Genomic DNA, 11434 nt, shown 5'->3' with positions numbered 1-11434 from the left:
CGCCGCCTCTGAAACGACGAACCGCCAGCATGCCAGCTACCGCACCCTGCCCTGCCCGCGCCCTGCCCGACAGCTTCTTCGACCGCGACGCCCAGACGCTCGCCAAGGACCTGCTGGGTAAAGTCATCCGCCATCGCCACGGCGACCTGTGGCTGGCGGCGCGCATCATCGAAACCGAGGCCTACTACCTGACCGACAAAGGCAGCCACGCCTCGCTCGGCTACACAGACAAGCGCAAGGCACTGTTTCTCGATGGCGGGCACATCTACATGTACTACGCCCGCGGCGGCGATTCGCTGAATTTCAGCGCCCAGGGTCCAGGCAATGCGGTGCTGATCAAGTCGGGCTATCCGTGGGTGGACGCCCTTTCGGATGCCAACAGCCTTGCACGGATGCAACTGAACAACCCCGATGCCAGCGGCAACCTGCGCCCGGCCGAGCGCCTGTGTGCGGGCCAGACGTTGCTGTGCCGGGCGCTGGGCCTGAAGGTACCGCGCTGGGACGCCCAACGCTTCGACCCCGAAAACCTCTATGTCGAAGACTGCGACATACAGGTCCCTCGGATTGTGCAATGCGCCCGACTGGGCATTCCCACAGGCCGCGACGAGCATCTGCCGTACCGCTTCGTCGACGCCGAGTACGCCCGCTTCTGTACCCGGAACCCGCTGCGCCGGGGACAAGTCGAAGGGCATGATTTCTTCACTCTCGAACAAGGAAGCTGATAGATGGGCCAATGGCTCGATAGCCTGACTGGCTGGCTCAGCGCCAACCCTCAGTGGCTTGGCCTGGCAATTTTCCTGGTGGCCTGCGTGGAGTGCCTGGCCATCGCCGGCATCATCGTGCCAGGGACCGTGCTGCTGTTCGCCGTCGCCGTGCTCGCGGGTAGCGGCACGTTCGGCCTTGGCGAAACGCTGCTGCTCGGTTTCCTGGGCGGCCTGCTCGGCGATGCGATTTCGTACACGATCGGCAAGCACTTCCACCAGAACATCCGCCGCCTCCCCGTGTTGCGCCACCACCCGGAATGGATTGGCAGCGCCGAAAACTACTTCCAACGCTATGGCATCGCCAGCCTGCTGGTAGGCCGCTTCATCGGCCCGCTGCGCCCGATGCTGCCCATGGTCGCGGGCATGTTCGACATGCCCCTGCCGCGCTTTATTGCCGTCAGCCTGGTGGCGGGCGCCGGGTGGTCAGTGGCGTACCTGCTGCCAGGCTGGGCCACCGGTGCGGCCATGCGCCTGCCTCTGCCGGAAGGCTTCTGGCTGGATGCAGGAATCATCGGCGGCAGCCTTGCGGTGCTGATCGGTCTGAGTCTGAGCAGCAGCATTCGCGATCAACGTCATGGCACACGGCTGATCGCCGGCCTGAGCTTCCTGGCGCTGCTGGGACTGTTCCTTGGCTGGCCTTATCTGCATGAGTTCGATCAAGGCGTGATGAGCCTGGTCCAGGAGCACCGCAGCCAGGTCATCGATGGCGCCGTGGTGCTGGTGACCCGCCTGGGCGATTTCCGTACCCAGCTGTTCCTCGGAGGGTTGCTCACTGGCTTGCTGCTGCTTGCCCGCCAATGGCGCCATGCGCTGTTTGCCGGCGGCGCACTGATGGGAACGGCCATTGCCAACGGCACACTGAAATGGTTGTTCGCCCGGGCTCGACCTGAGGTGCTGACCGACCCATTGACCAGCTACAGCATGCCCAGCGGGCACAGTTCGGCCTCGTTCGCATTCTTCGTGGTGCTGGCGTTGCTGGCCGGACGCGGGCAGCCACCGAGGATGCGCCTGACCTGGGTGCTGCTGGGCTGCATTCCTGCCCTGGCCATTGCGCTGTCGCGAGTGTATCTGGGGGCGCACTGGCCGACTGATATTCTGGCCGGCGCATTGCTGGCTTGCTGCGTCTGCGCGGTCAGCCTGACGCTGGCCCAGCACCGCCAGCCGCTGGGTGCCTTGCCGCTGCGAGTGTGGTGGCTGGTGTTGCCGGCCTGTATCGCGCTACTGGCGTTCTTTGCCCTGCATGCGCTGCCTCAGGCGTTGTTGCGGTATCAGTATTGAGCCTGGCGGGGGTTGTTGGCGCCTGTGAGAGCGCGCACCGCCGGTGCGGCGCATCGCGAGCAAGGCTCGCTCCTACGCTGGTGAGGGGCCTTGCTCGAATCGATGACCCTCAGGCAAACAGCTCGCCCTGGATGCGCTCCAGCAGTTTCTGGATTTCAGCCAACCGCTCCTGAGGCGAGTCGATCGCCAGCAAGTCCAGCTTGTCCTCCTCCATGAACGGCAACAGATACGCCAGCTGATTAGACAAGGCCTGCCGCCCATCGACCTCCCGAGGCATGTCCAGAGCTTCGACCATCGGGTGCTCACCCAAGGCCACCAGCAACGCCAGCAGGTCATCATCGTGCTCGGTCAAAGGGCTGTCGGCCTGCTCCGGCAACCAATTGACTTCCCCGACCAACAACTGGTCCTTCTGCACCTCGGTCTGGCTCAGCTCGAAGCGTCGAACACCTTCCACACGAATACCCAGCAGGCCGTTCTCCTGCTGCACGAAATCGCGAATCATCGCTTCGCAGCCAATCGACGCGACCACTGGCGGCGCCTTGCCGACCTGCTCGCCTTCCAGGATGCAGACCACTCCAAAACCTTCGCCCTTCTTCATGCAGCGCCCGATCATGTCCAGGTAGCGCGCTTCGAAGATCTGCAAGTCGAGCAGGCAGCCGGGAAACAGCACGGTATTGAGGGGAAACAGCGGTAGCGTCATCACAACTCCTCAGGCCACCAGGCTGACGGCCAAGGGCAGGAATACTGCCGTGGCCACGCCCATCAGGCTCATCGCCAGCGCTGCGAAGGCGCCGCATTCGTCACTTTCCTGCAAGGCCACCGAGGTCCCCACGGCGTGCGCCGTGACGCCCAGGGACATGCCGCGCGCCTCGGGGTTGTGGACCCCGAAACGGGTCAGCAAGGCCGGGCCGAAGATCGCCCCGATCACCCCGGTAATCAACACGAACACCGCCGCCAACGCCGCCACGCCGCCGATCTGCTCGGCCACCAGCATGGCGATTGGCGAGGTCACCGACTTCGGCGCCATGGTCATCAGAATCATGTGTTCGGCGCCAAACCACCTGCCCAGCAGTAGGCAGGCCACAGTCGCGAACAAGCCTCCGACTACCAGCGTAGTAAATGTCGGCCAGAACAACTGCCGGATCCGTCGAAGGTTCAGATACAGCGGTACCGCCAAGGCTACCGTGGCCGGGCCCAGGAGGATGTTCATGATTTCGGTGCTCTTGCGGTATTCGGCGTAATCGATGCCGCAGGTCAGCAACACACCGATCACCAGCACCATCGACACCAGCACTGGCTGCAGGAAGATCCAGCGAGTCTTCTCATAGGCGGCCAGCACGATCTGGTAGGCCCCCAGCGTGATGCCTATGCCGAACAGCGGGTGATGGATAACAGCATCGAGCGCGCCTTGCCAATCGAGGTTCATGGCCGCTCCTCGCCGCGCTGGCCTTGGCGCTGCATGAGCTTCTGCATGAGCACGCCGACGAACACCAGGGTCACCAGGCAAGAAATGAACAGAGCACCCACGATGGCCCAGAAATCGGCGGCGATATCCTTGGCATACACCATCACCCCCACCGCTGGTGGCACCAGCAACAGCGGCAAGTAGCGCAGCAGGCTGCTGGCCGCTTCGTTCAACGGCTGGCCCACTTCACCGCGGGCCATCAGGAAGCACAACAACAGCAGCAGACCGATGATCGGCCCCGGCAGGATCGGCACGAACAAATGGTTGATCGCCGTACCCAGCAGCTGAAACAGCACTAGCCAGGTCAAACCACGCAACAGCATAAGCATCTCCTTCGGGCATGGCGGCCATTATAAGCACGCCCGACTGATAAGCCGATATTCGCCGAAAAGCTGGCAACTTGACTGGAACGGTTCATCGTGCTGATCTTGCACCTTCGTACCAAAAGACAACTTGGAGAGTCGCGATGCCTTATGTACCGGTTACAGAGCTTTCGCAGTACGTTGGTAAGGAACTGGGGCGCTCCGCGTGGTTGAAGATCGACCAGCAGCGCATCAACCTGTTCGCCGAGGCCACCGGCGACTTTCAATTCATCCATGTCGACCCGGAAAAAGCCGCGAAAACCCCATTCGGCACGACCATCGCCCATGGTTTCCTGACCCTTTCGCTGATCCCCAAGCTCATGGAAGACATTCTGGTCATGCCAGAGGGCCTGAAGATGGTCGTCAACTATGGCCTGGACAGCGTGCGCTTCATCCAGCCAGTGAAAGTCGACAGCCGGGTGCGCCTGAAAGTCGAGTTGGTCGATGCCCTCGAGAAGAAACCAGGCCAGTGGCTGCTAAAGGCCACCGTCACACTGGAAATCGAGGGCGAAGAAAAACCGGCCTACATCGCCGAGCCGCTGTCGCTCTGTTTCGTTTGACCTCTCATCAGGGCCGCAAAGCGGCCCATTCTGCGGCATACTCGGCAGATCTATTGCCCGGATCCCGCCATGCGTCCACTGCTCCCCCTAGCCCTGACCCTGTTACTCGCTGCCTGCGGTGATGGCGAATCGCTTCTTCCGCCGGATGCACGTCTGCCTGACGGAGGGCGCTACCGCGGTGAAGTGGTCAATGGCTTGCTGCAGGGCGAAGGGCGTATCGACTACCCCAACGGCAGCTGGTACGCCGGCACGTTCAAGGATGGCCAATGGCACGGCCAAGGTGAGTGGCATGGACGCAACGGCGAGGTCTATCGAGGGCAATTCGCCGAAGGCCTGTTCCAGGGGCTGGGCGACCTGACGACGCCTGGCAGCCATTATGCCGGCACCTTCAGCCATGGCCGCCGGGACGGCGAGGGCACGCTCAAGCAAGCCGACCAGACCTACCGCGGCCAGTTCAAGGACGACCTGTACGAAGGCGCCGGCGAACTGGAACTGGCCGATGGCAGCCGCTACCAGGGCCTGTTCGCCAGGGGCAAGCCCAACGGGGCGGGCGTGCGCAGCGATGCCAGTGGCAACCAGTTCAGCGGCCGTTTCGTCGACGGCCTGCTGCAAGGCAGCGGCACCTACGACAGCGTCGATGGCGAACAGTACATCGGCGAATTCAAGGACAACCGCCTGGAAGGCCGAGGGCGCTATGAAAACGCCGACGGCGATGTCTGGATCGGCGAGTTCAAGGATGGATCGCTCAGCGGCGAAGGTGAGTTGTTGGGCAGCGATGGCAGCCACTACAAGGGCAACTTCGTCGATTGGCGCCTGTCTGGCCAGGGCAACCTGCAGTTGGCCGATGGCAGCCGTTATATCGGCAGTTTCCAGAATGACGCCTATCACGGCCGCGGCAAGCTGATACAGGCCAATGGCAAGGTCGAGGCCGGGTACTGGGTCAACGGTGTGCGCGTGCGCGACCAGAAAGGCACTTTGCTGCCCGACCCGCTGGACCTGGCCCTGCTCAATCAGGGCCGCCTGCTGGAAGACGCCCTGGCCAAGGTACCTCGCTCCGCCCCGCCCGTTCAGCTGTACAGCCTGGTGGTTGGCGGCGATGGCCAGCAAAGCGTCTTCCTGCGCGAAGCAGACTATGTCAGCAACATGCTCAAGGTGCGCTTCGGCGCCCGGGGCCAAGTCACCCTGGTCAACCATCGCGACCACATGACCACGCGCCCCATGGCCACCCGCGAGAACATCACCCGTGCCGCCCGCATCCTCGCCGAGCGCAGTGGCCCGGAGGACCTGGTGTTCATCTACCTGACCAGCCATGGCAGCCAGGACCACCAACTGGTACTCGACCAGCCGCGCCTGCAACTGGCCGACCTGTCCGCCGATGAACTGGCCAGCGCACTGGCTCCGCTCAAGGAACGCGACAAGGTGATCGTCATCTCCGCCTGCTATTCCGGTGGCTACATCACCCCGCTCAAGGATGATCGGACGGTCATCATGACCGCGGCACGTGCCGATCGGGTGTCCTTCGGCTGCTCCGAGGAAGCGGATTTCACCTACTTTGGCGACGCCCTGTTCGCCGAGGCGCTGAACCAGACCGACGATTTGAAACTGGCGTTTGAACTGGCCCGGACCAGCGTTGCCGAACGTGAACGAAGGGAAGGTTTCGAAGCCTCGGAGCCTCAGATATGGGCACCACCCGCAGTACTGGCACACTGGCAGCAGTTGCGCCGACAGCAGGCCGAGGAAGCCTTACGTAACGCGGCACAAGCCCCTGTGGGGGAGCAGGCAAAAAAGCCCGGCAACCACTAAGCTTGTGTGTAACAAGGGAGAGACATCATGTACTTGACGCCTCAGCATGTCCTGCTTGCCGGAGCCACGGGCCTGACGGGTGAACACCTGCTCGACCGCCTGCTCAACGAACCCACCATCAGCCGCGTGCTGGCGCCTACCCGCCGCCCCCTGGCCGAGCACCCACACCTGGAAAACCCGGTCGGCGACCCTGCAGTGTTTCTCCCCCAGCTGGCCGGCCGGGTCGACATCGCCTTCTGTTGCCTGGGGACCACCCTCAAGCAAGCGGGCTCCGAATCCGCCTTCCGCGCGGTCGACCTGGACATGGTCGTGGCATTCAGCAAGCGTGCCCGGGAAATGGGCGCTCGGCACCTGCTGGTGGTCAGCGCCCTGGGTGCCGATCCCAAGTCGTCGATTTTCTACAACCGGGTCAAGGGTGAAATGGAAGAAGCCCTCAAAGCCCAGGATTGGCCGCAACTGACCATCGTACGGCCGTCGCTGCTGCTGGGCGAACGTGTCGAGCCGCGGCTTGGCGAACGCTTGGCGTCGCCATTTGCCCGTCTGATCCCAGGCAAGTACCGGGGCATCGAAGCCTGCACCCTGGCGCGGGCGCTCTGGCGGCTGGCGTTGGAGGAAGAGGACGGCGTGCGGATTATCGAGTCCGACGAGTTGCGAAGGCTGGGCAAGAAGTAGGCGCCGCCGAGGGCTTCTGCGCGGGTGAAACCGCTCGCACACGCCTTCTCGGCACTTTAGGCAGCAGACCTGCTTTGGGCCATCAAAGGCCGCCGGTGGCCTGAAACCCAACCCCCGCCGCCGTCAGCAGGGACAACGGCAGCAACAGGGTATCGAGCAACAGGCTACCCGGCAGGTCCAGCCCAGGATACGCCGGCGCCTCGGCGCCGAAGCGGTCCTTCGGGCAGCACCCGCCGTTGATCACGTACACGTCCAGACGCGTGCCGGCATATACCAGCGGTGCGCCCGGTTTGTTGGCATCCAGCGTACGCACCGTCGCACAACCGCCGAGCAACAGCGTGGCGAGCAGCCCGACCAGCGCCGGCTTCAATCATCGACCCCGAAGTGGTGCTCGCCCCAGCGCGGTAGCATGTCCTGCGGAATATTGAGCAGGTTGAGGATGCGCGCCACCACGAAGTCGACCAGGTCGTCGAGGGTCTGCGGCTGATGATAGAACCCCGGCGCCGCCGGCAAGATCACCGCCCCCATCTGCGACAGCTTGAGCATGTTTTCCAGGTGGATGGTCGAGAGCGGCGCCTCCCTCGGCACAAGAATCAACTGGCGACGCTCCTTGAGGGTGACATCCGCAGCCCGCTCGATCAGGTTGTTGCAAGCACCTGTAGCGATCGCCGACAACGTGCCGGTGGAACACGGCACCACCACCATCGCCGCCGGGGCTCCCGAACCGGAGGCGACTGGCGACATCCAGTCCTCCTTGCCATACACACGGATCTGCCCATCGGCCGCGCCAGTGTACTCGGTCAGAAACGCCTGCATGGCCTGGGGCTTGGCCGGCAACACCACGTCGGTTTCGGTGGACATGACCAGTTGCGCTGCCTTGGAAATCAGGAAGTGCACCTCACGGTCCTCGCGCACCAGGCAGTCGAGCAGGCGCAGGCCATACTGCGCCCCCGAGGCACCGGTCATGGCCAGTGTGATGCGTTCCGGCCCGCTCACTTCAAGGCCTCGGCCAGTTTGCCGTGCAGGCCGCCAAAGCCGCCGTTGCTCATGATCACCACATGGGTGCCCGGACGCGCCTGGCCCTTGACCCGCTCGATGATCGCCTCGAGGCTGTCCGCCACGATCGCCGGCACCTTGCACTGCGCAGCAGTGGCCGCCAGGTCCCAGCCCAGGTTAGGCGGCGCATACCAGATCACTTGGTCGGCATCCGTCACACTGCCGGGCAAACCCTCGCGGTGGGCGCCGAGTTTCATGGAATTGGAGCGAGGCTCGATCACGGCGATGATCGGCGCCTCGCCTACCCGCTTGCGCAGGCCATCAAGGGTGGTAGCAATGGCCGTCGGGTGGTGGGCGAAGTCGTCGTAGAGGGTCACGCCCTGCACTTCGGCGACCTTTTCCATGCGCCGCTTGACGCTCTTGAAGGCACTCAGGCCCTCGATCCCCATGGCCGATACCACGCCCACATGGCGAGCGGCGGCCAGGGTCGCCAGCGCGTTGGCGACGTTGTGCTGGCCGGTCAGCGCCCAGTCCACCACGCCCTGCGCCTGACCTTCGAACAGCACTTCGAAGCGCGAACCATCGGCGCTGAGCAGCTTGGCTTGCCATTGGCCACCTTCGCCGGTGGTTTGCACCGGGGTCCAGCACCCCATGCCGATCACCCGCTCGAGTGCCGGCTCGGTGGTGGGATGAATGACCAGGCCCTCGCTGGGGATAGTGCGCACAAGATGGTGGAATTGCCGCTCGATGGACGCCAGATCAGGGAAGATATCCGCGTGATCGAACTCAAGGTTGTTCAGAATCGCAGTGCGTGGGTGGTAGTGGACGAACTTGGAGCGCTTGTCGAAGAAGGCGCTGTCGTACTCGTCAGCCTCGACCACGAAGAACGGGGTGTCGCCCAGGCGTGCGGACACCGAGAAGTTCTGCGGCACCCCGCCGATCAAAAAGCCCGGGCTCATGCCCGCATGCTCCAGCACCCAGGCCAGCATGCTGCTGGTGGTGGTCTTGCCGTGGGTACCCGCCACGGCCAGGACCCAACGCCCCTGCAAGACATGGTCGGCCAGCCACTGCGGGCCGGACACATATGGCAGGCCTTTGTTCAGCACGTACTCCACGGCCGGGTTGCCGCGCGACATGGCGTTACCGATGACTACCAGATCCGGCGCCGGGTCGAGCTGAGCCGGGTCGTAGCCCTGGGTCAGTTCGATGCCCTGGGCCTGGAGCTGGGTGCTCATCGGCGGATAGACGTTGGCGTCCGAGCCGGTGACGCGGTGGCCGAGCTCTTTGGCCAGCACCGCCAGCGAGCCCATGAATGTGCCGCAAATACCGAGAATGTGAATATGCATGGTCGACCTCGCAAAACTTCGAGGCAGGGTAGCCCAGGGCGCAGGAAATCGCACCCGCTGTTTCGCTCAGACGACCCTGGCGATGCCGTGTTTACGCAGTTTTCGATACAAGGTATTGCGGCTGATCCCCAGATGCTCGGCGACATGGGTCATGTGCCAGTGTTTTGCCTCTAATGTGGCCAGCAGCGTGTCGCGTTCGGCACTTTGCAGCGGCGCGCCCATCGCCAGCACGCCTCCGCCCTCAGCGGCGGTGTCGTCAACGTCGCGATCGAGGGTGGCGCCTTCGCGTACGATGGCAGGGAGATCGAGGTATTCGATGCGGCCGTCGTCACACAGCGCCACCAGAGTGCGCAGCACATTGCGCAGCTGCCGCACGTTCCCCGGCCAGGCGAAGCCCAATAATGCCTGACGCGCCTCGGGGGCCAATTGCACGACCTGCCCCTGCGACTCCTGGCGTAACAGGAACTCCAGCAACTGCTCTTTGTCGCTTCGCGCGCGCACCGCCGGCAGCGCTACTTCAAGGCCGTTGAGGCGGTAGTAAAGGTCTTCGCGGAAACAGCCCTGCTCAACCCGCTCGAGCAGGTCTCGGTGGGTGGCGCTGATGATGCGTACATCCACTGCCTGGGGCTCACCGCCGATGGGCACCACCTGGCGCTCTTCCAACACGCGCAGCAAGCGGGTTTGCAGGGCGAACGGCATGTCTCCGATTTCGTCCAGCAACAAGGTGCCGCCATCGGCCTGAAGCAGCTTGCCGCGCATGCCTTCCTTGCGCGCCCCAGTGAAACTCCCACCGCGATAGCCGAACAACTCGCTCTCGATCAGGCTCTCTGGGATCGAGGCGCAGTTGACCGCCACGAACGGCTTGCCACGGCGTTGGCTCGCCTGGTGCACGGCCTGGGCGAAGGCCTCTTTGCCACAGCCGGTCTCACCGCGCAGCAGCAAGGGTACATCACGCTCGAACACCCGCACCGACCTGCGAAACTCATGCTGCAGCGCCGGGTCGAGCAAGCAAATGCCCGGCTCTGCCACAGTGGGAGCCTGAGGCAAGCTCACCGGCACCGACCACGCCGGCGCCCGCGCCCGACCGCGCAGGCTGGCAAACACCAGGCGGCCATCACGGGTATGCAGCGGCCAGGCGGTGCTGCCCTGGGGCTGGGCCCGGCTGAACAAGTCGTCATGACTGCAGGCGAAGAACTGCTCCATCGGCTTGCCCAGCAACCCGCCACGAACGGTGCCCAACAGGTTCAGTGCGCTCTGGTTGGCCGCGCAGATGCGCCCTTCGCCATCGAAGGCCAGCAACCCTTCGCTGAACAGCCCCACCGACTCGGCCTGCAAGTGAAAGCGCAGCAGCCACTGCTGCTCGAAATGGCGCAGGAAGTAACAGCTTTCGATCATCTTGGCCGACAGGTTGACCAGCGCCATGGTGTGGAACTGGCTCTGGCGCGAGACGTCAGGCCGCGCCGACGACACATCGAGCACCGCCAGCAACTCGCCATGGGGGTCGAAGACCGGGCTCGCCGAGCATGTCAGCCCGGTGTGGCGGCCACGGAAGTGCTCGTTCTGGTGGATGGTCAACGCCTGGCGCTCGACCAGACACGTGCCGATGCCATTGGTGCCCTCACGGGCTTCGCTCCAGTCGGCGCCCAGCCACAGGCCGGCGCGCTCGAAACTGCGGCGCTCGGTAGGAGCAGTGACACAATTGAGGATGACCCCGCGAGCGTCGGTCAACAGCACCGCGTGGCCGGCACCGGAGAGTTGCTGATGCAGGCTGTTCATTTCGCTATCGGCGATCTTGAGCACCTGGCGCAGGCGCTCACGGCTCTCCAGCAGACGCCCATGCTCAAGCACCACAGGGGCTTCGATCAGCGCCGGATCGAGGTGATAGTCCTCCAGGCAACGCAGCCAGGAACGGGCGATGGAGGGATCGCTGCCGGCGCCGCCCGCCTCGCCGCGGGCGACGGTATGCACTTGCTGGGCATGGCTGCTGAACGGGTTGCTCTGCATTTGTTGTTGTTCTCCGCAGATAGAGATTCCCGTCAGCATCCTCCACCTGACCTTCCATTGCAATGGCACCGGGACTGCCCAGTCACACAGCGTGTCGCAAACGGTACAAAGTGTCACCCACCCCGTGCCAACGCTGGCACAGCACACGCCTGGCGCGCCTGTAAAACTGTCCCAACTCATTGAT

General features: G+C 63.9%; 12 protein-coding genes. 5 read left to right on the top strand and 7 right to left on the bottom strand.

Features of this window, described 5'->3' with window-relative positions; genetic code table 11:
• Positions 1-29: 29 nt before the first annotated feature.
• Positions 30-722: a DNA-3-methyladenine glycosylase gene (locus C4Q26_RS15050; protein WP_023382534.1), complete on the top strand. Its 693-nt coding sequence runs from the start codon at positions 30-32 to the stop codon at positions 720-722.
• Positions 723-725: 3 nt separating this feature from the next.
• Positions 726-2042: a bifunctional DedA family/phosphatase PAP2 family protein gene (locus tag C4Q26_RS15045; RefSeq protein WP_023382535.1), complete on the top strand. Its 1317-nt coding sequence runs from the start codon at positions 726-728 to the stop codon at positions 2040-2042.
• 109 nt (positions 2043-2151) lie between these two features.
• Here the strand turns inward: C4Q26_RS15045 and C4Q26_RS15040 are convergent, their stop codons facing one another.
• Genes C4Q26_RS15040 through C4Q26_RS15030 form a run of 3 tightly spaced genes read right to left on the bottom strand, consistent with a single transcriptional unit; the run spans position 2152 to position 3830 of the window.
• Positions 2152-2742, bottom strand: a complete 591-nt coding sequence (locus tag C4Q26_RS15040) for an LON peptidase substrate-binding domain-containing protein (RefSeq protein WP_023382536.1) — start codon at positions 2740-2742, stop codon at positions 2152-2154.
• 9 nt (positions 2743-2751) lie between these two features.
• Entirely contained in the window at positions 2752-3468 is a 717-nt protein-coding gene (locus C4Q26_RS15035) for an LrgB family protein (protein ID WP_023382537.1), read from the bottom strand.
• Positions 3465-3830: a CidA/LrgA family protein gene (locus tag C4Q26_RS15030; protein ID WP_023382538.1), complete on the bottom strand. Its 366-nt coding sequence runs from the start codon at positions 3828-3830 to the stop codon at positions 3465-3467. Before C4Q26_RS15030 ends, C4Q26_RS15035 begins: the two co-directional genes overlap by 4 nt.
• 143 nt (positions 3831-3973) lie before the next feature.
• On the opposite strand from C4Q26_RS15030, the gene C4Q26_RS15025 reads away from it, so the two are divergent.
• From C4Q26_RS15025 to C4Q26_RS15015, 3 genes are all read left to right on the top strand, one after another.
• The gene (locus C4Q26_RS15025; RefSeq protein ID WP_027907495.1) at positions 3974-4429 is read left to right on the top strand and encodes a MaoC family dehydratase; all 456 of its coding nucleotides are present in this window, start codon (positions 3974-3976) and stop codon (positions 4427-4429) included.
• A gap of 69 nt (positions 4430-4498) precedes the next feature.
• Positions 4499-6232 carry a C13 family peptidase gene (locus C4Q26_RS15020; RefSeq protein WP_023382540.1) on the top strand — a complete coding sequence of 578 codons (1734 nt, stop codon included), beginning with the start codon at positions 4499-4501 and terminating at the stop codon, positions 6230-6232.
• A 27-nt stretch (positions 6233-6259) separates the two neighbouring features.
• Positions 6260-6904, top strand: coding sequence for an oxidoreductase (locus C4Q26_RS15015; RefSeq protein ID WP_023382541.1), 645 nt, complete (start codon positions 6260-6262; stop codon positions 6902-6904).
• 82 nt (positions 6905-6986) lie between these two features.
• Here C4Q26_RS15015 and C4Q26_RS15010 read toward each other — a convergent pair whose 3' ends face one another.
• The 4 genes from C4Q26_RS15010 to C4Q26_RS14995 all read right to left on the bottom strand — a co-directional run bounded on the left by C4Q26_RS15010 (position 6987) and on the right by C4Q26_RS14995 (position 11250).
• On the bottom strand, positions 6987-7274 hold the full coding sequence (locus tag C4Q26_RS15010) for a YceK/YidQ family lipoprotein (RefSeq protein ID WP_023382542.1): 288 nt from the start codon (positions 7272-7274) through the stop codon (positions 6987-6989).
• Complete coding sequence (gene ubiX / locus C4Q26_RS15005) at positions 7271-7900, bottom strand: flavin prenyltransferase UbiX (RefSeq protein WP_023382543.1); 630 nt, start codon at positions 7898-7900, stop codon at positions 7271-7273. The genes C4Q26_RS15010 and ubiX overlap by 4 nt, the downstream gene beginning before the upstream one ends.
• Positions 7897-9246 carry a UDP-N-acetylmuramate:L-alanyl-gamma-D-glutamyl-meso-diaminopimelate ligase gene (gene mpl, locus C4Q26_RS15000; protein ID WP_104883253.1) on the bottom strand — a complete coding sequence of 450 codons (1350 nt, stop codon included), beginning with the start codon at positions 9244-9246 and terminating at the stop codon, positions 7897-7899. Before mpl ends, ubiX begins: the two co-directional genes overlap by 4 nt.
• Before the next feature lie 66 nt (positions 9247-9312).
• The gene (locus C4Q26_RS14995) at positions 9313-11250 is read right to left on the bottom strand and encodes a sigma-54-dependent Fis family transcriptional regulator (RefSeq protein ID WP_023382545.1); all 1938 of its coding nucleotides are present in this window, start codon (positions 11248-11250) and stop codon (positions 9313-9315) included.
• Positions 11251-11434 lie beyond the last annotated feature (184 nt).

The sequence above is a fragment of the Pseudomonas sp. SWI44 genome, from assembly GCF_002947915.1.
GTDB lineage: Bacteria > Pseudomonadota > Gammaproteobacteria > Pseudomonadales > Pseudomonadaceae > Aquipseudomonas > Aquipseudomonas taiwanensis.
The sequence above is the reverse complement of the archived record's forward strand: the minus strand, read 5'-3'. Positions and strand labels throughout refer to the sequence as shown.